Below are 21,511 nucleotides of genomic sequence, written 5' to 3'. Positions count from 1 at the left end.
TATTATTAATAGAACTGTTAACTGAAAGGTTATCCAGTATAAAACACTATACTTTTGTTCCAAAAGTGTGTGCTCTGCGAGGCCTGTACGGCTATGCCGTATTCATGCTTACGCATGAAAAAGATCTTGGGGTGTCGCCCCCAAACAACGACCAACGAAAGGCCGTTGGATCCCCTTAAAAACTCCCCCAACCCCCTCAAGTTTTGAGGGGGCTCCCGCGCCGGTTGGCAGGAACAAACAAGGTTTGTTCAATGCCAAGAGGGTTCGGGTGCGGTGAGTCTATCAACTCCTTAAATTCTCGACCTTTCGGTCTTGCGATTTACCGTTGACAGACGCCTATACTTTCCTCATCTTTCTATGATGCATTTTATGGCAATAGAAAAAGCAGAGGGAGAATGGAGAGGTCCCCTCTGCTTAATCAATCCAGTTAACATCAACAAATGTCACTAAGGACTACCTTATATGACCCTCATAGCATGTGTTGCCCCCCCAAATTATTATTCACCAAATAAAAAAACCCCATTGGGAGGTGAAAAAAGAGTCTTTTATGTCATCCCTTCTAATATTACTTCTTTTTTTTACTAATACCGATTCCAACCATGATTCCAATTGAAATACCTAACGCAATTCCTAAACCAATATTGTCCATTACCAAACCTACAACGAGTCCAAATGCAACACCAAAACATAATCCAATACCGATACTTTCCCCATTATTAGACAAAGAATCGCCCCTTATCTATATATATGCTATATAACTATTCACATCACATTCTACAAATCTAAACGATTCCCTTTATCTTTACATGAATTAGGGTTTTCCCTCTTCATCAGGAATCGGGAGTGAAGGCTGGGGTTTGGGGCTAGCCCCAAGGTCTCACCATCGTCACTTTATATAGAATAAGGTAAATAATTTAGTGCGGATGATAATGCGGTTTTGCAATCTATACTTAAAGAAGTCGAATGATCTTAACATGTATTTCATCAGTTTATCGGTCGTTCGGCAAAATAAACGAAGACTGCAAAATGGATAAAGACAAGGAGAAAAAGGTGGAGATTTTTTGAGCGTTAGCGTTCCATAGGACAAAAAATACTACCTGTACCTTGTCTTTATCCAAGCTCCTTATACCTTATATTTTTAATACCATATCATTCTTTTATATACATTTAATTGAATTAAACAAGTCCTATCCTTCATACATCTCAATAGAAAGGGAACAAGACTGTTTTATAGCTTCCCGTTTATATTCGGTACGATTTAAAACAAAAGGAGGAATTTTATGTCATTTGAAAATGGGAAAAATAATAAAAACAAAAAATACAGTTTTGGTGAAAGGCACAATAATCAAAATAAGAAGGATAAAAAAGAAGCACGAATCCTTGAAGCACCCGTGCGTGTTGATGTAGCTGATGTAGAAGATCCTTTATTTGAGGAATTACAAGGGTTAATTGGAGAATCAATTTTAATTGTCACAGAGTCAGATCAGCTTAACTTATTCGGTCAAGCGTTTAGGCCTATATTTTGTGGTACGGTTTATGCTGTGGAACAAGGAACTGTCACTCTATTCCCTGTTAATATTAAGATGGTAACTGCTCCATTTTTTCAATTTCCAACACCTTTAACTATTCCTCTGGAAAAAATTGGACAATTCACACCTAACTTTGATTGCAATGCAAGAATACCGCTTACATAATCATTCATACGTTGGATTTAGAAATGATATGTAATAATTTATAGATTCTAAATCTTTTTAGATATAATAACGTATTTACCAAAGAAAAACCTACTGGAAAAAGGGACTGACCCCCGTTTTTGAGACAGGGATCAAAACACCTTTTAAACAGCCAGTTGTCGGTATTGTACCGGTGACTGGTTGTTTAGTTTCGTTTGAATACGGATATGGTTATAATAAGTAATGTAGCTTTCGACAGTTTGTTCTACGATGGCAGTCGTAGTACATGTTAACTCGTCGAGGTAAAACGTTTCAGACTTTAGACTGGAATGAAACGATTCAATGGAGGCATTATCTGCAGGTGTCCCTTTGCGGGACATACTCATGATGATGCCTCTTTCTTTGACTTTTCGTTGATACGCATATGATGTGTAAACCGAACCTTGGTCGCTATGCAACGTACATCCCTCAGGTAAAGGAGGGAGTTGACTTAATGTATCTAAAACAAACTCTACGTTTTGACAATCACTCACTGAATACGCAATGATTTCACCATTAAATAAATCTTGAATACTTGAAAGATACAACTGTTTAGGTCCAAAAGGCAAGTAGGTAATATCGGTAACCAGCTTTTGAAAAGGGCGCTCTGCTCGGAAATTACGGTTTAACACGTTTTCTGCAACCTGATAAGGTTGTCCTGTTTGTTTCCGTTTTTTCCTTTTCACACGACATTGCCAACCGTATTTCTGCATAACACGCTGCACTACTTTATGGTTGATATGCATCGTTTGATTGAGTAACGCTGTAATTTTTCGATAGCCATATCGAAATTTATGTTTACGGCACTGCTCACCAACTTTTCGTTCTATCCATTTCTTTCCCTTTGTTTCTTCTCCTTGCTCATTTTTCTTCCAACGATAATAAGTGGATCGAGGAATACCCAGGCACTGACAGATTTGAGAGATAGGCAGTTTCTCTTTTAATTCCTCTACTAACTTCAATACAACTTCTGGTACCACTCCCTTTCCAACTCTTTGTACTTTTTTAAGACTTCAATCTGTTGTTTTAAATATTGATTTTCAGCTTGTAACTTTGATGGAGTATCTTGAGAATGAGGCCCTTTTCGATGGGTGTATGTTTGCCCAACGGGCTGTGCCAGGCGATAGGATTCTCCATTTCTATGCCACCTCATCCATGTTTTGAGTTGTGTATGGTTGCGGATCTGTAACGTTTCCATAACTTCTTTGACCGGTACTCCTGCCAATCTCATTTCAATTGCTTTTAATTTCACTTCTACTGGATAGCTCACTCTTTTTCCCATAGAAAAAACACCTCCAAGTTATTGTTAGGTACTACATACCCGTTTTTTAACTTAAAGGTGTTTTGTATTTGTCTCACTTTATGGGGTCAGTCCCAAAAGGCAGTAGGTTTTTCTCTTTTTACACTGTCTAAGATCCTCATTTACAGTTTACATAATCTTCGCTATAAGAACAGTGCCTAATCATTAATAGGACATTCACCTATGCAACTTTTTTGCAATAGTCTAATGAGGCAAGGAGGCTATTGTATGACAAAATTAATTCAAGGTAGTAAGGATGTTTCCGATGCAAATCTCTTGCCCTGGCAAGAGGATGCACTAAATGCTTTTAGTGACAAAATGAAAGATAAAGAACATCTCTTTCCCTGTATTCCAGCTACCCAATCTTTTTCAATGGGACATCTCAGATATGGGTTTGTAGGAAATCCGAAAAATTATCAAACCTCTCTAGAACTAGCTAGTTTACTAAAAGAGTTCACGATAAACTGCAGAAAGTATGGAAAGTATACAACCCTGATTATATTTTTTGATACACCCGAACATCTTATCGAGAGCAGCATTATAGAGGATTTTGAACTATTATTTTGGAAACAGCTCAACCATTTAAATGAGCTAGATGAAATCGATTGGCCTACCCATATTCCAAAAGATCCTTCAGACCATACTTGGGAGTACTGCTTTCATGGAGAACAGTATTTCATGTATTGTGCTACTCCTAAACATGAAAAGAGAAATAGTAGAAACTTTCCTTATATGATGATGGCCATTACCCCACGTTGGGTTCTTCAGGAATTTAATAAAAATGAAAAGTACGCTAGAAAGATTAAGGAACAAATAAGAAGAAGAATTGATAAATATGATGATATATCTATACATTCTTCTTTAAATAGTTATGGAAATGCGGATAATTATGAATGGAAACAATATTTTTTACGAGATAATGATGATACAGAGTTACCTCAATGCCCATTCTTGAACAGTTTAATGGATAAAGAAAATAAAAATTAGGATTATCAGTCATTTTTAGGAGTAAAACTTCAAAGCTTTGAGCAAACTATTCACGATGCTCTCCATTGGCATCGTAAAGAAATGTTGCCAAATATGTTGTAGAAAAAGCCTACTGTCATCTGGATACCCTAGACAGTAGGTTTTTCATTCTTATAATGTTTGTTATAGATGTAAGTAATAGCAATTCTAAACACAGTTCATATAATAAAAGGAAATTTCATAAATTCACCAAAATTGAGCCATGGTAAAAAACAGAGAGGTCTACTCCAACCTCTCTGTTTCTATGTTGTAATATAGAATAATTAATACTTTATTGAGCAAACTACTCAAGATACATGAAGTATCACCCCACGACCGATAATTTTGTAACAAAAAACCTACTGTTCGGGATCAGTAGGTTTTTCTATTTTATACGTTGTATAACTTATACATTTGTAGTTAACATAATGAAGATTATCGGAAATGAAAAAAGTGTCCTTATTTGCTAAGAGACACCTTTTTCATTATTTAAGGTAAGCTTTTTGGAAAAGCTAATCGTTAACAATCTGTATTTTTAGACTTATGAAGAGGAGGGGGAATTAACCAGCCTTTTTCTTTATTAAGTCTTAGAAACTTTCCTCCAAGAGCTACTTTTTGCATATGAATTTGTGCAAACATGGCTGCAATATCTTCACGAATAGACTGTCCAATCAGTTGACTACAAGCAATTAGACCAGCAGCTATATTCATTGAAATGGCGGCTGCAATTTCCGGATCTTGAACACGTGCACCTACAGGTATATCATCTAAACAAGCTTCAGGACGTTCTGGTGGGGTTGGTGGTAAACCAACTCCATTTTCTTTTAACAATGTTTCTATACCTTTCATTTCTTGTTGACACTGTTCGATTGTCTCTTGTACCAACTTATGTAGATCCTTGTCTCCTACATGATTTAGAAATGTTTGATAGCCAGACACTAACCCCTTTGAGGTGGAAAGATATGACCATGTTCCAAATACTTCACCATAATGCATCGGTTCATCTGTAGGATTTCCACTTAAAATACCCATTGTTATCCTCCTTATAAAATTCATGATAGTGTGCCACCTTTCTTGCTATGCACATGTGTAATATCTCCAAATCTCTTTTCATTATTCTTCCACTTATATCGAAATTTGGTTCATCAAAGAATATAATTTCATATTTTAAGCAAACTAACCAAGATGTGTAGGTGAGCATCATCCACTATATCCTTGTTATTAACCCTAAAAAAACTACCTGTATAGGGTAGTTTTTTTGAAATTGATGGAGAAATCATAAATGGTGGCTCTCATCACAACTACTTATCCATAGTCATACAGAATTGTCGAACCCTATGAGGTTTTACCAGGAGCAAGTACTTACTTCAAGAGAGTGGGTAGCAAGTTTTTAGAACAATACATATGATAGAGGGATTCCATAAATTCACTAACTTGAGCCGTAGTGAAAAACAGAGAGGTTCTTCCCCTACCCCTTTGTTTTGTAATATAAGGTGAATACTATATGCATTTTCAGTTAACGTAATCCATCTTATAGGAAAACATAATAAGACCTCTTATAAATTAAGAGGTCTTATTAACTTTGACTTAAACAAAATAAATTGCAGAATAGGATCTGAGACTATTATTCTTTTGGTTTTATAGGTACACAAATGTCACAATAATCATTATCATCAGCTTCACCACTATATCGTTCGAAAATTGGCTTCGAATCAATTTCATAACCTTTGTTTAACAAATCAGAAAAAATGGTATCCAATGCTTTTTGAATTTCTTCTGCTGTGTGCTTAACTTTATAGATAGCGTACTGACCTCCTGGTAATTCACCTTCGCTAACAACATCATCAATTTGATAATCGTTTGAAATGACGATACCAGCATCATAGCGACAATTTTCTGGAGAGGTCACTTCAGGATTATCTCGTGGAATACCAAGTATAATTGCTGTTTTATTAAACAGACCGTTCCTTTTAGCCCAGCTTTTTAACTTTTCCATCACTTCAACGTTATGGGGACCATATGGACCAACTTTTCTCACATATGCAATTCGGGAAGTTGGTAAGTTATCGATCCTAATATTCATATAACTTCGCTCCTTTTTCATCAATATTTACTACAATGAAAAAGGTATCATGATTAAAAAAAATAATCACCTAAAATTTTTAAAAATTTAAAAATTTTACCATCTATTCATTTTGCATACTCTATACACATTTAGTTTACATAATACATCCTCTAGGAACCAAGCACTCTAATGAATCCTTGTATATAAGGGTTCATTTTTATTTCCTCTAACTCTTTTATTCATCTTTTAATGCATGATATATATGAAAGCATTCTACGGCTTAAACAGACAGAAATATTTGCATAAATAATTGATTTTTTTATGCAAAAGTTAAGGTATAAAGCGACCTAGAATTTATTAAGCATAAGCTGGCCAATTAATCATTTTATAATTTAGACTACAATAACATTAAGTATGGCTATATAGATTGTCTATCTTTTAAAGTAGCTAACTTTCTATAAAGTGAACTTTTACTTACATTTGTAATTTCACTAATTTCTTTGATTGTATGCTTCCCTGCTTGATAAAGTTCAATAGCATGATTCATACCTGCATGTTTATCATGATACTTCTTCATCCTACCGACATAGCGCCCTTTATCTTTTGCAATAGCAATGCCTTCTTTTTGTCTCATTCTCGTTATATCTCTCTCCAGTTGGTTAACCCCCGCCATAACGGTCAAAAGGAAAGTTGAATAAGGATTGTCTTCTGTCATATCAAGCCATGTATCTTTTAAACTTTTTAAAGCAGCTCCCTTTTTCTTAATAATCTCAATTAACTTAAATAAATCTTTGCTGCTTCTTGAAATGCGAGTTAAATCAGAGACTATAATTTTATCTCCAGGTTGAAGAATAGAAAGCATGTTTTGTAGTTCTAGACGTTCGGTAGTAGCTCCACTAATTTTTTCTTCAAAAATCTTATCGCAACCAGAATCATTTAATTGTTTCAATTGTCTATCCAAGTTTTGTTCTTTACTTGAAACACGAGCATATCCATAAATCATATATTATTAACTCCTTTTTGAAGTATAAATTCTTATTTTATACTCTTAATTATATATCAATTATGGGACAAGTCTATTGGGAGAGTATAAACTCTTACTCCCTTGTTTTTTATTCTCTATATTCTACCTTCCCAATAGGGTCTACCCTATTGGGAGGGTTATTTGTTATCGCAAAGAGGAGTGACATAGCGCTATAGCGAAGTGAAGAACATAAAATTAAAAGGGAGGTGTATATTATGTCGCACGGGCAAAATAGAATAGAGGTCTATTACTCCCCTGGTGATTTGTGTGCTATGCTCGATATAAGAGAATCAACATTACGTAAGTATGCAGTCCAACTTGAAAAAGTGGGTTGGAAGTTCTCTAAGAATAGTAATGGTCATAGACAATATACCGATACGGACATTATGGCGATAAGAAGGATAATTCAAGCCAAAGATAAAAGCGATATAACGTTAGAAAAGGCAGCAAAGCAAGTTGTATCAATGCTTCAAGGTAAATCTGTATCGGTGCCCGCTATGATGGACGAAGGAATAGAGGGGCGCTATAGCAACGATATAAAAGAATTAAAAGAGACTGTTCAAAAGCAAACAGAATTCATAAAAGTATTAGCTGACCGCCTGGAGGAAAGATATAAATTTATTCAACAGCAGTTAGCAAAACAAGAGGAACGATCAATAAATAGAAGTAAAAAATTTATGGAAGCAATAAGAGGTATGCAAGCACTAAAGAAGGAAAATGATGAAACACAAAAATTAATTGCCGCTACACAAGAAAAGATAGAAGCGCAACAAAAGAAAGGCTTCCTTGCTCGCCTGTTCGGACGATAAACAAAGAAACCTTACTTTTATCTAGTTACCACATTTGAAAAGAAGCATATTTCTACAAATAATATTTCCAATACGCCGCTATAACGGTGCTATATCCTGCTTTCTACAGATATTTCAGTTAATAAATCTTAACTTGATTATGTATACGATATATAAACTTAGTTAACATAATCCATCGTTGGTTAAACAAGATTTCTGGAATCTTTCCACACAAAAAGAGTGCATGAAAATCCTAGGTTTTATGCACTCTTTTTATGTTGTTAAACTAGCTTACTTTGTTCCTTTTTCTTCTTTACGTTTCTTAACTGCAGCTCTTAATGGACTATCTCCAGTTTTTTTAGTTGGTGTACCCTCAGCAGTTTCAGTCGTCTTTTGATCCTTTAAGAATGCATCAGTTTGAGCCTTTAAATCTTCTACTAGAGCTCTAAGCTGAGCTTTTTTCTCTTCCGGAATTTCTTTAACTTTTTTATCCTTAAACAAGTCTGCAACAAAAAGGCCAAGAAGGTTATTTGATAAAGCTGTTAACTTCTCACGGTTTTCTTTACTCAACGTTAGTTACCTCACCTTCATAATTTATTCATGCTAATACAACCTATGATATATTCTCTAAAATGCAACGGACATATGCTCTATAAAATGATTTTTTTACATAGAAAAAGGCAGATCCTGTAGAAGATCCACCCATTCTTTTTAAACGCGTATAGCATTTACTGCAGATAAGGGTATCATTGTTGGAATCATTGAACCATATCCTGGAGTCATTTGTGTAATTTCAAGCATGTCATCTTCCACGTTGTATAGTACTCCACTAATCGGAAGCCCAGAATCAGTGAAGATTTCAACAAAACGACCTAGTTGCTTGTTTAATTCGGAAATTAATGATGCATCAAAGTTCATTTTATACTCCACCCCCTAACATTCCCACTGATTGAATTGCATCAGGAAGAATGTAAGTTAATCCGCCATCAGCTTCTTGTACTACTGCATAGTCATTTCCGACAAACAGTAATTCACCTTGTACAGTCCCTACCAGCTCGTTAGTTACCGTTATAGCAACTTGTGTACCCACTAAGTCTACAAGGCTTCCTAATATACCATCAGGATTAGGTAATCCTGGCACATCTGGTAAGTCAGGCACTAAAGAAGCAAGTAAGTTTAAAATTTCTCCCACAATATTTAAGATAGCCGTTACTGTGTCTGTTGCTAATCCAGATACGGAGAGTAATATTTGTTCCAATCCTGTAAGAAAATCATCAATATTATCTAAAGACAATGCATCTAATAAAGTTTGTAGTTCGTCTTGAAGGTTAAGTGGAGAGTCAGTTCCTAGTACAGGTCCTAGTAAATCGTCGAACAATAATCCATTGAGGTTGGTCAACAGATCAGTTGATGAACTACCTAAGTTAATTTGTCTAGCCACTTTTCAATCATCCCTTTCTATTTAGACTATGTAATAGAATATTCAATGCTAGAGGATATGATATGGATAAGCACACTAAATACCTTAAAAAAGGGCTTCTAACCAGTCCATTTTGTGTCACAATCGTAAGTATTTTATAAAATATGGGCAACTCGTCTAATCACTTCAACAGTATGAAACATAAGCTATAAGGACTGTTTAGGAAAAAGATGAGTCGTAAATGCCCTATAATAGTAGGCATTAAGCATTTGCAAACAACCTATCTTTTATCGAATTCTCATCTTCTTTCTAAATAAGGAGAGAAAAACAATATAAAACTCTCAAAACTTAAAAAGGAGAAGATGTTCATGAATACACGTTCAAAACCGTTCAGTGATCGTTTTGACAAATTTGACAAATTTGACAAAAAAGACAAAAATTGCTGTGATAGCAAATGTGGAAGTTGTGGATTTGATGCTGATGGAATCTTTCAAGATGGAGTACAGAAAAGTGACATTGGTCAAGGTTCAGATGAACTAATTATTATTAGGGATTCCTGTGAAATTGAGGTAACAACAACTGATTCACAAATTGCTCTATCCCTACAAGTTGCACTAGAAGTGGCAATCGCTCTTGTAATCAACATTGCTATTGTTGATGAAGTTCAAGCAGAAGATATTACCCAAAGATTATTGCAAAAATCCTCTATTAGCCAATTAAATCGTCAAAAAATCCTAATTGAAGGTTCACAACAGGTTACAGTGTCAACTCAGGATTCAGATATAGCTATTTCCATCCAAGTAATGCTCCAAGTACTCCTTGCACTTCTTGTTCAAATCGATATCCTATAAACATAAAAAAGAGGAAGACACCGCTAGGTGTCTTCCTCTTTTTTATGTTTCAAAGTAATAGACAAACCTATTATTTTTATCACAACTTGTCTGTCTGTCCAATCCTCTTAAAAGAATAACGAATACGCTATGAATAACTCGTCTATTCATTAGGAGGTATACTATGTTAAGTTGGATATTGCTTATATTATCTATTATTGTATCAGCTATTTTAATCCTGATCGTTCAATGGATATCTGAGGATCCATCAACGCCTGGCACTTTTAAAGAAAACCAAATGATTGTGAAGTTTAAAGATGGTGTAACACAGGACATCATAGATCAGATTCATACTACTAATCAATGCACAATGCTAGAACAAAATAATGATCTAGGGTTCCAATTACTAGAATCTAAATACACTACTAGTAAAATGATGAAGTTATACAGTACATTAGATGAAGTAGAATACGTTGAGCCAAACTATACAGTAGAAGCTTTTCTTACTCAAAATGATGCATTCTATGCATATCAGTATGGTCCACAAAAGATTAGTGCACCAGCTGCCTGGGATGTTACAACAAGTAATAGTAACATTCGTATTGCTATTGTTGACACTGGGGTGCAGACGAATCATCCTGATTTAGTTAATAAATTATTGCCTGGGTATAACTTTGTGAACGGTAACTCAAATGTAACGGATGTTAATGGCCATGGTACACATGTAGCTGGGATTGCAGCAGCAGCTACCAATAACAATTTAGGGATTGCTGGTATTGCCCCATCTGCAAGAATCTTACCTGTAAAAGCACTTGCTGATAATGGTAGTGGTATATCAACTAATATCGCTAATGGTATTGTTTACGCAGCCAACCAAGGCGCTCAAGTTATTAACTTAAGTTTAGGGACAACCCAAGATTCTGTAACAATAAGAAATGCCATAGATTATGCTATAAACCGAGGATCTGTAGCGGTAGCTGCCGCAGGAAATAACGGCGCCAACTTGCTTACTTATCCTGCAGTATATCAAAACGTCTTATCTGTTGCTTCAACAGATGAAAATGATCAGAGATCTAGCTTCTCAAACTATGGAACATGGGTTGATGTAGCTGCCCCAGGTTCTAATATCTTATCTACGTATCCAAATAGTTACTATTCTTACCTTAGTGGTACTTCTATGGCCTGCCCACATGTAGCAGGTTTGGCGGCTTTATTAGCAGCACAAGGAAGAAGTAACATCCAAATTCGAAGCATTATCCAAAATACTTCAGATCCGGTACCAGGCACAGGTACGTTTTGGGTTTATGGAAGAGTAAACGCCAATAGAGCTGTACGACAAACATAATGGGAGACAGAGAAGTCTATGAATGATAATAGGCTTCTCTGTTACATACGGGCTTCTAGTTTCTTATATTATTTTTTCTGGATTATTTATCATTTAGAACACAGTTCTAAATGATAAATAATTACAATTAAAGAATTTATAGATACTTTTTTTCCTCCCTTATATAAAATGCTACTATCTAACATTCCACATTAAATGGAGATAAAAGATCCAGTTATTATATTAGAGTTAGACATAAGAAAGCTTGGAAGGTTTGAGTGCTTCCAAGTTTTCTTATTGAATGTTAAATTGAGTGATTGTAGCTACTAAGAGATGAATTAATGCTTGAATATAGATAGCTTTTTTATTAGTTAATATCATTTTTAACATATACAACAATATATATGTCATTGTATATGTTATTTAAAAGCATCGTATTCTTCTAACAACCTTCTAAGCGCAAGATTAATAAATTTTGATTTGTCGCCTTTCTTTCCGTTCTTTACAATTTTATTTTCAATAACTTTGGCTAAATCTGCATCCATATAAAAAGAAGTAAATACCTTGTTGCTCTTCTTAGTTTCTTTAGATGGCTTTTTTCCCTGAGCTAAATCTTTAAAATATTCTTCATCATTTGAAGCTTTATTTTCTATATTCGTGACTTTCTCTTCTTCCTTTTTAGAGCGATCTTCGTATTGATTGAAAAACTGCCCTGCAGCTGTAGGTCTTTTAATCTTGTTTTTCAAGTTGTCTTTGTCTGACACGCTTTTTCAACTCCCTTACAAACAATCTATAATATTCTAAAGCTTGTCCTAATTCTTGATTACCTTCAAAACCGTTAATTGGAAGACGTCTAGTTGAAGCTTTTCTCTTTATAGAAGTTTTAAATCGTAGACCTTTATATTCTTCGTCAATTAATTCTTTCATAGATTGAATTTCTTTTGCCCTTGGATCAATAATCGCAAAAAGAATTCCTGCAACTTCTAAGGTTGGGTTGTATCGCCTTTTCGCTTCCTCTACAATTTCTAAAAATTTAGGAATTGCATAATAGCAGAACATAGATCCATCAAACATTACCACTGAATAACTACCTGCTTCTGAATATGTACTAAGGGGCATAACTGTTTGTTCTGATAAGGATGGGGGAGTATCGATAATAATCCAATCGTATCGCTCCATAATAGGATTCAAGGCTTTGGTGAGGGCATCTAATCCTTTCCCTTCCTGATACATTAGGTGAGGGAGCGTAGCTAGGAAATCATTTGATGGAACTAAATCTAAGTTTTCATTAATTTTAACAATGTAAGGACGTACATCTTCATCTTTAATAGCTTCTAAAATGGTTTGTTCCTCAAATACATTACAAATATCAAACTCACCAGTCAGAAAAGAAGTTAGATTTCCTTGTCCATCCATATCTATGCAAAGAACCTTTTCTTTTTTACTTAATAAATAAGCTGTAATTCCACTAGAAGTAGACTTAGAACAGCCACCTTTAGAAATACCAAAAGTAACGATTTTAGCCGTCACATTATCACCTTCTATCTATAATTAATAACAATATCTTTATTATAAATACATTATTAACAACAATGCAAACATATTAATTAATATTGAAAATAATGTATACATCAAATTATAAAATGATATATATATTAACATATGTGTTAATATATATATCATTTTATAATTAATCGTATTATATAGATCCATTTAAAGTCTTATACAGACTATTTTTAAAAAGTAAAAGGAAGTAAAGTTTACTCTATTATTTTGAGATATGAATACCTTCAAATATCGTTTTCCAGTAATGATCATTTCCGAACCATTTATCATGGTTTGGAAGTTCAATTGCACACACCTTCTCTAAAGGCCAATTTAATTCCGTTATATTGTTGACATTAGCATGGTTAACAATAAGAACTCGAAAATCATGTTTAACTATTTTTGATAATGTGGCCTCAAGTTCGGTTGCCTCAGGAAGCGTTGCTTCTGTTCTAATAAAGAGAATTTTTTTTCCCGTAGATACTTTTTCTAAAAAACGAATAATCCTCCTATTATATTTCGCCTTCACTTCTGGAAACCCACCTAAATAAGAAAGTGTGTTTTTATCTGTTTTAAAATCATGGTTAAAAGCGATATTATGAGCCTCATCCACCACAAGAATATCTAAATCAGAAATATAGGATACGGCCTTTAGATTTTTAAGCTCCATAAAGCCCACAAACCTATGCCTCAGAAGATAATTGACGTTGGATAGGGAAGGGGAGGATACCCAATCCAAAACTCCTGCAAAAGGCCTCAAATTATTTTTTCTAAGTTGAAGCGCTGCCAAGCATAAATCTCCTAAACTAAAAATAGCATCGTAGTTGCCTTTAATACCGTCTAGATTCATATTCTATTCTCCTTAAAATAGGGGGAATTTTATTATATGACCAGTCTAAATTGTGTCTTGGTTTGAGTCTCAAACTGAGTAAGGGTATACAATGATTTTGTATAGTATATTAAATGCAATAGAGAGGCAGAATGACAGGGGGGATAACTAAAAACTCCTAAAATTAAAGATAAAAACGATTTAATTACAATAAATTCTCTCCTAGTTATTCTTTCTTTTAAAAATTGCTTGTTCATACACCTTTACCACATTTTCCACTCCTTGATCTAGGGACCAGTGATTCATCCCCCATTTCCTTGCATTGTTTCCTAATGTCTCTCGATAAGCCTTATGTTGTAACAATAGATTGATATTATTACTTAGTTTTTCTATATTTCCTTTTGGATAAATTAGTCCTGTTACGCCATGTTGGACCATTTCAGGTAATCCTCCTGTATCACTCACAATAACTGGTTTTCCAGTAATCTGAGCCTCAATGACAGAAAGGGGTTGGTTTTCAATAAGACTTGGAAGAACAAGGATATCGGATTGAGATAATAGGTACGGTATATCGTTCCGTCTTCCTAGAAAGATGATATCATTCTCTAATCCTAATGATTTACTTTGAGCATAAAATGCATCTTGATCGTCTCCTTCTCCTGCAATCCAACAGATCCAATCTTTCCGTAATTTTTTTAATCGAGCTAATGCTGAGATAAGATGGTTAACTCCTTTGAGTTCAATGAGGCGACCCGTATAAAGGATGACAGCTTTATCGTTGGGACGTTGAACAGGTGATTTTGTTTCTTCCATTCTCTCTAAGAAAGCATTTGTATCATAGCCATAGTGAAACACTTGTATTTGATTACTTGGAGTATGAAATTCATCTGTTAAAATACGTTTTAACCAATTATTTGCGACAATCGTAATTTCAGCAGATATGGATCCTTCATGTTCAAGATCATCAAAATATGAACAAGCCACAGAAGATGTAGGGGTTATACTCATATTATTCATAATGTGATGCTTCATCTCATGGGCAACACATCCATGAAGAGTAGCTACTAAAGGCGTTTTCTTTCCTCTAATTCGATTAATACACGCAGTAGAATAAACATCTTGAGTATGAATAATATCGTATTTTTCTAGGCCGAGATGACTTACGCCTAACTCATAGACACGTCTTGAAATATCACAATATCTTACTAATGCATCGGCGTGATTTGCTGGAACAGGTTGTTTAGCTAAATTTGCATAGACCAAAGGGAGTAATTGATTTCTATTTATTTTACGATCCTCATTCACGAGATGAATATAGTTACTGTTCTCCCCATAACCAAGTAAATCCACTTCATGACCTAGTGCCTCCAACTTTCTTTTTAGCTGCCCCATGTAATTCCATACCCCCCCCAAATGCGGGACTTCCCAATACGTAGCAAGCAGAATTTTCATATCTTCCTCTCCCTTTATTAGTTCTTGAACTAGATTAATTCTATCTTCTTACATCAGTATTTGGATAATCTATCTATGGTATAGACGACTGCCTTATTATAAGGAAATATTCTAATGTCTTATCTGAAAATCATAATTCAAACTGATTACTCAGTATACAAATAACATTTCTATGCTAATTCCATAAAATCACCTATCACTTTGTCCAATCAAAATCCCTTAATCTAACATTTTATATAGTAAGGAAAGGAGTGATAGAAGTGAAATTTGAGGATATTAAAGGATCCTATGATTTAATGGTTGGATTAGGCTCTTGGTGTGGACCTTCTCTTCATTTAAGACGACATAATCTAAGGAGATTTTCATTCCCACTTGATTGGGTTATATCTAATTCACTCCCTGATGTGAGTAGATTATTAAAAAATAGATTTCAAGGATTTATGGAACTTAAAAACATGAGATGGACGGAAGGATATGCTCACTTTCTTGATGATGGGAATGCTATTTTCCCACCAGAGGGGGGAACTGAACCTGTTAATGCGCACTTTATAGAAGATACTTATTCTAATATTGTTTCAGTTCATGATTTCCCAGTCATCCCTAATCAAGATTGGAAGGTACTTTATCCTTCTTATAAAGTAAAACTGAATCATCGTATAAATCGATTCCTCGAAAAAATTACAAATAGTTCTTCTATTTTATTCATTAGGTGGGGGGTTACAAACCCTACTGAGGCTATGGAACTGAAATCTGTCTTATCTGAAATGGTACCAGGGAAGTTTAATATACTAATCCTTAACCCAGTACCGGGACTACAAGAAATTCGTCCAATGGATTGGGGAATAGATGGAATTGCCTCCATTCAAGTTCCTCTTGATAATCCAAATGATAATAGAGTGTGGGATTATGCTCTTCAAGGACTAACCTTAACTGGTAAATGGAAATAAATCACTTTATAAATTCCACTTACTATGACAAATAAAGAAAAGGAACATTAACCAAACTTTTCATCCCAGAAAAGGAGAGTCCATCACTCTCCTTTTATTTAGAATATTTATCCTTCCTTTATTAGAGAAATTGTTCCTATTCTTTTCTAACATGAAGTCTGATTAACGAAAGATTTAATAGAGAGACCTATAGCAACACAAAGTTGAAAGCATAGTTTATAGAATGAAAAACCAACGATAAAAGCAAGGAAAGTAGTGGGGATTTACTTGTAAGGAAGGAGAGTAGCTAATGAAAATCATGACCATCTTAGGGACACGTCCCGAAATTATCCGCCTAAGTCTTATTATAAAAAAACTAGATAATTATGCTGACAAGCACATTTTAGTACACACAGGCCAGAACTTCACCCTCACTTTAAGTACTGTCTTCTTTCAACAATTAAATATTAGAAATCCAGATTATATACTATCAAATCAGCAGCAATCCTTAGGAAAACAACTAGCTACGATGTATGAGGAGCTAGAAGTGATCTTCTCAAAGGAAAAACCAGACAAAGTCCTAGTCTTAGGGGATACCAATAGTGGTTTGAGCGCTATTTTAGCTGAAAGAATGGGAATCCCTGTTATTCATATGGAAGCTGGAAATCGTTGCTTCGATCTTGAAGTACCAGAAGAGAAAAATCGGCGTGTGATTGACGCTATTTCAAGTTTCAATTTGCCCTATACTCCTCAAAGTAAAGAGAATTTAATTAAAGAAGGAGTGCCTAAAAATCGAATTGTCGTATCGGGAAACCCCATCTACGAGGTATTAGAGGCATTCAACAGTGAAATTGAACAAAGTAGTATTCTTCAAAAACTCCTATTAAAAAAAGAAGATTATTTTCTCGTTACTATCCATCGAGCTGAAAATGTAGATTATGAAGATCGTTTAATAGAGATTATGGAAGGAATCAATATGGTAGCCCAATGCTACCAACAAAAGGTGATATGCAGTATACACCCCCGTACGAAATCTAGAATTCAGAATACCCCTAATCTAAAGACTCATTCGTTGGTGGAATTCCATGAACCATTCGGTTTCTTTGATTTTGCTAAGTTAGAAAAAAATGCGCTTTGTGTTTTAACAGATAGTGGGACCGTTCAGGAAGAATGTTGTTTATTTCATGTGCCTACTGTAACTATTCGAAAGACAACAGAACGACCAGAAACCATTGAATGTGGAAGTAATATGTTATCTGGAATTAATAAGAACCAGATTATCAGTTGTGTTCATGTCATGATGAATAGCCCTAAAACATGGGCTTACCCTGAGGGATATAATCATAGCGATGTTTCTGATAAGGTCATTAAGATATTACTAGGAGGAATGAGAATTGTTTAAAAACCAGACTATTTTGGTAACAGGGGGAACTGGTTCATGGGGACATGAATTGGTTAGGCAACTGTTAACATATAATCCAAAAGAAATTAGAGTTTTTTCAAGAAATGAATCTAATCAATTTATCATGAAACAGGAATTCGACAATCATCCAAAATTACGTTTCATTATTGGGGATATAAAGGAGAAAGATATCTTACTTGAGTCCTGTCAAGACGTTGATTATGTTTTCCATCTAGCTGCTTTAAAACATGTTCCTGTATGTGAGGATCAACCTCTTGAAGCCTTAAAAACAAATGTAATTGGAACGCAAAATGTCATAGAAGCAGCAATAGCTTGTAAAGTCCATAAAGTCATTTATATTTCTACAGATAAAGCCTCAGATCCATCCAACTTCTATGGATTATCAAAAGCCATGGGAGAAAAACTTATTATTCATGCTAATACCTTAAAAACAGACACAAGATTTGTTTGTATACGAGGCGGAAATGTTCTAGGAACAAACGGTAGTGTTATTTATGTATTTAAAAAACAGATTTCACAAAAAAATAAGGTCGGAATTACAGATTTAAATATGACACGCTTTTTCTTTACGGTTCAGGATGCCATTGAATTGGTATTTAAAGCTACTGAAGAGAGCGTTGGTGGAGAGATCTTCGTCATGAAAATGCCGACCTGCAAAATCATTGACCTTGCTTATGTCCTAATGGAAGCTGCCGGCAAGAAAAACGTTGAAATTGAAGTGCTTGGAGTTCGACCTGGAGAAAAGATACACGAGTTACTCTTGTCAGCATATGAGAGTGAATCGACTGTTAACTATGATGATGAATACTTTGTTATCCTCCCCTCTATTCACATTGAAGGATTGAAGGAACACTATTCCCAATATAAATCTGCCAATCTGAAAAATTATAATTCTAGCACAGGGACAATGAGTAAAGACGAGATTAGAGAGATGTTGCAGAAGGGTGGATTTATTTAAATGAAATTACTAATCCTTGGTGGGAAGGGAATGGCAGGGCATGTTATAACGGCTTATTTTATGCAAAAAGAACATTATGAAGTCCTTTATACATCTAGGGACCCAAATGATGAAGCTGGTATCTATTTAGATGTTACGAATGTTAAAAGGGTAGAAGAGGTCATCGAACTCACAAAACCTGACATTATCATCAACTGTATTGGCCTCTTAAATGAGCTAGCTAACAACAATCCTTTACTAGCATTTCAAGTAAACAGCTTATTGCCTCACCAATTGGCTAAATTAGCTGAACGTCATAACGGAAAACTGATTCAGATTAGTACGGATTGTGTATTTTCAGGATTAGAAGGGGACTACACAGAAGATCAAATCCCCGATGGAACTTCAGTTTATGCACAATCCAAACAATTAGGGGAAATTATAAATGATAAACATTTAACCATTCGTACGTCCATTATAGGGCCGGAGTTAAAAGAAGAGGGAATTGGCCTATTTTTATGGTTTATGAACCAATCAGGGGAAATAAAAGGATATGAGAAGGTCTTATGGAATGGTGTCACAACCCTTGAACTTGCTAAAGCTATTGAGGAAATGATTCATCATGGGGTTACAGGGCTTTACCACTTAGGTTCCAGTAAAAAAGTTTCAAAGTATGAGTTACTCATGTTAATACAAGATGTTTTTCAGAAAAATAATGTGAAAATTGTTCGTGATCAAGATATTGTTCTTGATCGAACTATCAAGAGTACCAGAACAGATTTCGAATATATAGTCCCAAGTTATGAAGAAATGTTGATATCATTACGAGAGTGGATGCAAAAGTCATGAATCCGCAAGGAAATTTATTGATTACAGGAGCTACAGGATTTACAGGGATACATGCTTGTTATCATTTTATTAAAAGAGGATTTAATGTCACAGCTGTAGCAAGGAAAACAGCCTCTCTTCCTAAAAATGTTCATGTTGAATACTGTGAACTTACGAATAAAAAAGGGATAGGGAGCCTAATCCAAAAAGTCAGGCCCCAATATGTCCTTCATTTAGCTGGACAAAATCACGTTGGGCAATCATGGGATGATCCAATCTCCTCTTTAGAAATCAATTCCTTAGCTACAGCCTATTTACTTGAAGCTATCCGCCAACATGCACCTTCCTGTAAATCAGTGATTGTAGGCTCTGCTCTTCAATTTGATCTTAACCAGTTATCTACCCTCTCTCACCCCTACAGTTTAAGTAAAACTCTCCAAGTACTCATTGCACAGTCATGGGCCTCTTTATATCACATGGACATTGTTATTGCTAAACCTTCTAATTTGATAGGTCCAGGCTTATCAAATGGGGTATGTTCTATTTTTGCTCAAAGAATTGTAGAAATGGAAGAAAATAAAGCAGAGCCAGTGCTTGAAGTGAATAACTTGTATGATCGAAGAGATTTTCTTGATGTTAGAGATGCTGTAAGAGCTTATGAAACTCTTTTAATAAAAGGGAAACCTCAAGAAACATATGAAGTTACTTCAGGCAAAAGCAAATCCCTAGATGAGGTTACGGAGACTTTCAAAGCTCTTACAGCTATTGATTTTAACGTGAAATCCAAATCAAGTGAAAAATTAGAATCATTTATTGAAATGAAATCCCGAAAACTTAACGACCTAGGCTGGGAACAAGGAATTCCGTTTTCCTTATCCTTAAAAGATATTCTAGATTTCTATCGCCAAAAATGATGAAAATAATCTTTCACTTTACCTTTAATGAAGCTAGCATTTCACTAAAGTTGTTACAATATTGCTCTGGACTAAAGTTCTCTTTAAGATGGAGAAGCGCATTTGCACGAATAGACTCCCTTAACTTCTGATTTTTCATTAACTTCTCAGCTTCCCTAACAGCTTCACCAATGTTTCCGAGCGTATAATATAGGCCTGTGTGATTATGAATAATGGAACTTTTCACCCCATCAGAATCTGTTGTTAAGACAGGGCACTTACAACTCATAGCTTCTAAAAGGGCATATGGTGCTCCTTCTACCTTTGAAGTGGAACAAAGAAAACCACCTGATTCTCCAATTTCCGAGAAATATTTAGGCATTTTATTATGAGGAACATTAGAGTGAATAGTAAGGTTTTGCTGCAATTTCAATTGGTGCAGTAACTTTTGAAAAGCAAGTCTTTCTCTAGGGGTAGATAATGTGGGGTCCTCAAACATATACAATTTTAGATTAGGACTATAAAGATGAATCAATTGATGCCCAATATGCAGAAATTCCCTCCAGTTTTTATTATCTTCAATTCTACCAATCCAAGCGATGATAGGATGATGAGTAGGAGATTCCTGATAAGAAAAACGATTGGAATCAAAACAATTGTTAAAACTAAACTTAGGAAAATCAGGATAAAATTCATCAAAAATCTCTTCAATATGAGGCGTTTTAGGATTTAATAAGCCATTCCCGTAATTTACAACATAAGGGATGGCTTTTTTAAGCTCTGACCTTGCTATATCCTTAGGACCATATCCTTGTATCTCTAAGATTAATTTACCCTTATATCCTAAATTACGGAACCTTAAGAGGGATTTATAATCGGAGATAATAATGATAGCATCATAATTACCCTCATGCAGTATTGCCCTTATTTCATCATCGTCATTTGTAATAAAGGTAGGTGCATCATGATCATTTACTAAGTCTCTCTCTTTGCGATAGTAGAGAAAATGACAATTTATATTTACTTTTTTGAGAGCAGAACCTCTTTGACGATTAAGCGTCTCTACTCCCCCACTGGGTACATAATAGACAAACAGTATATTCATATTATCCTCCTTCTACATAACCCTTTGCTGAAATTCTCCATTCATTTTATATAATGAAAAACAAATCAATCTGACAAAGGTTTTTCGAAACATTTATACAAGATA

At 34.9% G+C, this 21,511-nt stretch carries 23 protein-coding genes; 10 read left to right on the top strand and 13 right to left on the bottom strand.

Features of this window, described 5'->3' with window-relative positions; translation table 11 throughout:
- Positions 1 to 565: 565 nt before the first annotated feature.
- Entirely contained in the window at positions 566 to 724 is a 159-nt protein-coding gene (locus tag ACK3CR_RS06885; RefSeq protein ID WP_488975125.1) for a glycine zipper domain-containing protein, read from the bottom strand.
- Between the two features lie 556 nt (positions 725 to 1,280).
- On the opposite strand from ACK3CR_RS06885, the gene ACK3CR_RS06880 reads away from it, so the two are divergent.
- Entirely contained in the window at positions 1,281 to 1,694 is a 414-nt protein-coding gene (locus ACK3CR_RS06880) for a hypothetical protein (protein ID WP_488975124.1), read from the top strand.
- A gap of 143 nt (positions 1,695 to 1,837) precedes the next feature.
- Here ACK3CR_RS06880 and ACK3CR_RS06875 read toward each other — a convergent pair.
- Positions 1,838 to 2,994, bottom strand: a protein-coding gene (locus tag ACK3CR_RS06875; protein WP_251459252.1) for an IS3 family transposase whose coding sequence is annotated in 2 segments (ribosomal slippage) — positions 1,838 to 2,724 and positions 2,724 to 2,994 — 1,158 coding nt in all. Because the reading frame shifts where the segments join, the coding sequence is not laid out codon by codon here.
- A gap of 246 nt (positions 2,995 to 3,240) precedes the next feature.
- On the opposite strand from ACK3CR_RS06875, the gene ACK3CR_RS06870 reads away from it, so the two are divergent.
- Entirely contained in the window at positions 3,241 to 3,999 is a 759-nt protein-coding gene (locus tag ACK3CR_RS06870; RefSeq protein ID WP_488975123.1) for a YqcI/YcgG family protein, read from the top strand.
- Positions 4,000 to 4,536: 537 nt separating this feature from the next.
- On the opposite strand, the gene ACK3CR_RS06865 is transcribed toward ACK3CR_RS06870, so the two are convergent.
- From ACK3CR_RS06865 to ACK3CR_RS06855, 3 genes are all read right to left on the bottom strand, one after another.
- Positions 4,537 to 5,049, bottom strand: a complete 513-nt coding sequence (locus ACK3CR_RS06865; RefSeq protein ID WP_488975122.1) for a DUF3231 family protein — start codon at positions 5,047 to 5,049, stop codon at positions 4,537 to 4,539.
- 592 nt (positions 5,050 to 5,641) lie between these two features.
- A complete protein-coding gene (locus tag ACK3CR_RS06860; RefSeq protein ID WP_488975121.1) occupies positions 5,642 to 6,100 on the bottom strand; it encodes an AraC family transcriptional regulator in 459 nt (152 codons plus the stop codon).
- Between the two features lie 400 nt (positions 6,101 to 6,500).
- Positions 6,501 to 7,085 carry a recombinase family protein gene (locus ACK3CR_RS06855; RefSeq protein WP_488975120.1) on the bottom strand — a complete coding sequence of 195 codons (585 nt, stop codon included), beginning with the start codon at positions 7,083 to 7,085 and terminating at the stop codon, positions 6,501 to 6,503.
- Positions 7,086 to 7,321: 236 nt separating this feature from the next.
- On the opposite strand from ACK3CR_RS06855, the gene ACK3CR_RS06850 reads away from it, so the two are divergent.
- On the top strand, positions 7,322 to 7,915 hold the full coding sequence (locus tag ACK3CR_RS06850) for a MerR family transcriptional regulator (RefSeq protein ID WP_488975119.1): 594 nt from the start codon (positions 7,322 to 7,324) through the stop codon (positions 7,913 to 7,915).
- A 270-nt stretch (positions 7,916 to 8,185) separates the two neighbouring features.
- On the opposite strand, the gene ACK3CR_RS06845 is transcribed toward ACK3CR_RS06850, so the two are convergent.
- From ACK3CR_RS06845 to ACK3CR_RS06835, 3 genes are all read right to left on the bottom strand, one after another.
- Positions 8,186 to 8,464 (bottom strand): hypothetical protein, encoded by a 279-nt coding sequence (locus ACK3CR_RS06845; RefSeq protein ID WP_488975118.1) that lies wholly within the window; start codon positions 8,462 to 8,464, stop codon positions 8,186 to 8,188.
- A 141-nt stretch (positions 8,465 to 8,605) separates the two neighbouring features.
- Entirely contained in the window at positions 8,606 to 8,812 is a 207-nt protein-coding gene (locus ACK3CR_RS06840) for a hypothetical protein (RefSeq protein ID WP_488975117.1), read from the bottom strand.
- 1 nt (position 8,813) lies between these two features.
- Entirely contained in the window at positions 8,814 to 9,272 is a 459-nt protein-coding gene (locus ACK3CR_RS06835; protein ID WP_488975116.1) for a hypothetical protein, read from the bottom strand.
- Between the two features lie 410 nt (positions 9,273 to 9,682).
- On the opposite strand from ACK3CR_RS06835, the gene ACK3CR_RS06830 reads away from it, so the two are divergent.
- Together ACK3CR_RS06830 and ACK3CR_RS06825 are read left to right on the top strand one after the other, a co-directional pair.
- Positions 9,683 to 10,165: a spore coat protein gene (locus tag ACK3CR_RS06830; RefSeq protein WP_488975115.1), complete on the top strand. Its 483-nt coding sequence runs from the start codon at positions 9,683 to 9,685 to the stop codon at positions 10,163 to 10,165.
- A 163-nt stretch (positions 10,166 to 10,328) separates the two neighbouring features.
- Positions 10,329 to 11,489, top strand: coding sequence for a S8 family peptidase (locus tag ACK3CR_RS06825; RefSeq protein WP_488975114.1), 1,161 nt, complete (start codon positions 10,329 to 10,331; stop codon positions 11,487 to 11,489).
- 398 nt (positions 11,490 to 11,887) lie between these two features.
- On the opposite strand, the gene ACK3CR_RS06820 is transcribed toward ACK3CR_RS06825, so the two are convergent.
- From ACK3CR_RS06820 to ACK3CR_RS06805, 4 genes are all read right to left on the bottom strand, one after another.
- Positions 11,888 to 12,232, bottom strand: a complete 345-nt coding sequence (locus tag ACK3CR_RS06820) for a hypothetical protein (protein ID WP_488975113.1) — start codon at positions 12,230 to 12,232, stop codon at positions 11,888 to 11,890.
- Entirely contained in the window at positions 12,198 to 12,998 is an 801-nt protein-coding gene (locus tag ACK3CR_RS06815; RefSeq protein ID WP_488975112.1) for a ParA family protein, read from the bottom strand. The genes ACK3CR_RS06820 and ACK3CR_RS06815 overlap by 35 nt, the downstream gene beginning before the upstream one ends.
- Positions 12,999 to 13,236: 238 nt before the next feature.
- Positions 13,237 to 13,863, bottom strand: coding sequence for a DUF1796 family putative cysteine peptidase (locus tag ACK3CR_RS06810; RefSeq protein WP_488975110.1), 627 nt, complete (start codon positions 13,861 to 13,863; stop codon positions 13,237 to 13,239).
- Positions 13,864 to 14,064: 201 nt separating this feature from the next.
- On the bottom strand, positions 14,065 to 15,294 hold the full coding sequence (locus ACK3CR_RS06805) for a glycosyltransferase family 4 protein (RefSeq protein ID WP_488975109.1): 1,230 nt from the start codon (positions 15,292 to 15,294) through the stop codon (positions 14,065 to 14,067).
- A 260-nt stretch (positions 15,295 to 15,554) separates the two neighbouring features.
- Here ACK3CR_RS06805 and ACK3CR_RS06800 point away from each other — a divergent pair, with 260 nt between their 5' ends.
- The 5 genes from ACK3CR_RS06800 to ACK3CR_RS06780 all read left to right on the top strand — a co-directional run bounded on the left by ACK3CR_RS06800 (position 15,555) and on the right by ACK3CR_RS06780 (position 20,322).
- Entirely contained in the window at positions 15,555 to 16,241 is a 687-nt protein-coding gene (locus ACK3CR_RS06800; RefSeq protein WP_488975108.1) for a DUF1796 family putative cysteine peptidase, read from the top strand.
- Positions 16,242 to 16,530: 289 nt separating this feature from the next.
- Positions 16,531 to 17,622, top strand: a complete 1,092-nt coding sequence (wecB, locus tag ACK3CR_RS06795) for a non-hydrolyzing UDP-N-acetylglucosamine 2-epimerase (RefSeq protein ID WP_488975107.1) — start codon at positions 16,531 to 16,533, stop codon at positions 17,620 to 17,622.
- Complete coding sequence (locus ACK3CR_RS06790) at positions 17,615 to 18,601, top strand: polysaccharide biosynthesis protein (RefSeq protein WP_488975106.1); 987 nt, start codon at positions 17,615 to 17,617, stop codon at positions 18,599 to 18,601. Before wecB ends, ACK3CR_RS06790 begins: the two co-directional genes overlap by 8 nt.
- Positions 18,602 to 19,429 carry a dTDP-4-dehydrorhamnose reductase family protein gene (locus tag ACK3CR_RS06785; RefSeq protein ID WP_488975105.1) on the top strand — a complete coding sequence of 276 codons (828 nt, stop codon included), beginning with the start codon at positions 18,602 to 18,604 and terminating at the stop codon, positions 19,427 to 19,429.
- Positions 19,426 to 20,322 carry an NAD-dependent epimerase/dehydratase family protein gene (locus ACK3CR_RS06780; protein WP_488975104.1) on the top strand — a complete coding sequence of 299 codons (897 nt, stop codon included), beginning with the start codon at positions 19,426 to 19,428 and terminating at the stop codon, positions 20,320 to 20,322. The genes ACK3CR_RS06785 and ACK3CR_RS06780 overlap by 4 nt, the downstream gene beginning before the upstream one ends.
- 13 nt (positions 20,323 to 20,335) lie before the next feature.
- On the opposite strand, the gene ACK3CR_RS06775 is transcribed toward ACK3CR_RS06780, so the two are convergent.
- Entirely contained in the window at positions 20,336 to 21,406 is a 1,071-nt protein-coding gene (locus ACK3CR_RS06775; RefSeq protein ID WP_488975103.1) for a glycosyltransferase family 4 protein, read from the bottom strand.
- Between the last annotated feature and the right edge of the window lie 105 nt (positions 21,407 to 21,511).

Source organism: Priestia sp. TRM10, assembly GCF_057808375.1.
This window is presented reverse-complemented; position numbering and strand designations above follow the sequence as displayed.

Coding starts and splice junctions, on each gene's coding strand:
- ACK3CR_RS06855 (WP_488975120.1), bottom strand. CDS start 7,085: ATGATTTATGGATATGCTCGTGTTTCAAGTAAAGAACAAAACTTGGAT.
- ACK3CR_RS06830 (WP_488975115.1), top strand. CDS start 9,683: ATGAATACACGTTCAAAACCGTTCAGTGATCGTTTTGACAAATTTGAC.
- ACK3CR_RS06880 (WP_488975124.1), top strand. CDS start 1,281: ATGTCATTTGAAAATGGGAAAAATAATAAAAACAAAAAATACAGTTTT.
- ACK3CR_RS06805 (WP_488975109.1), bottom strand. CDS start 15,294: ATGAAAATTCTGCTTGCTACGTATTGGGAAGTCCCGCATTTGGGGGGG.
- ACK3CR_RS06780 (WP_488975104.1), top strand. CDS start 19,426: ATGAATCCGCAAGGAAATTTATTGATTACAGGAGCTACAGGATTTACA.
- ACK3CR_RS06840 (WP_488975117.1), bottom strand. CDS start 8,812: ATGAACTTTGATGCATCATTAATTTCCGAATTAAACAAGCAACTAGGT.
- ACK3CR_RS06870 (WP_488975123.1), top strand. CDS start 3,241: ATGACAAAATTAATTCAAGGTAGTAAGGATGTTTCCGATGCAAATCTC.
- ACK3CR_RS06865 (WP_488975122.1), bottom strand. CDS start 5,049: ATGGGTATTTTAAGTGGAAATCCTACAGATGAACCGATGCATTATGGT.
- ACK3CR_RS06860 (WP_488975121.1), bottom strand. CDS start 6,100: ATGAATATTAGGATCGATAACTTACCAACTTCCCGAATTGCATATGTG.
- ACK3CR_RS06850 (WP_488975119.1), top strand. CDS start 7,322: ATGTCGCACGGGCAAAATAGAATAGAGGTCTATTACTCCCCTGGTGAT.
- ACK3CR_RS06810 (WP_488975110.1), bottom strand. CDS start 13,863: ATGAATCTAGACGGTATTAAAGGCAACTACGATGCTATTTTTAGTTTA.
- ACK3CR_RS06775 (WP_488975103.1), bottom strand. CDS start 21,406: ATGAATATACTGTTTGTCTATTATGTACCCAGTGGGGGAGTAGAGACG.
- ACK3CR_RS06825 (WP_488975114.1), top strand. CDS start 10,329: ATGTTAAGTTGGATATTGCTTATATTATCTATTATTGTATCAGCTATT.
- wecB (WP_488975107.1), top strand. CDS start 16,531: ATGAAAATCATGACCATCTTAGGGACACGTCCCGAAATTATCCGCCTA.
- ACK3CR_RS06785 (WP_488975105.1), top strand. CDS start 18,602: ATGAAATTACTAATCCTTGGTGGGAAGGGAATGGCAGGGCATGTTATA.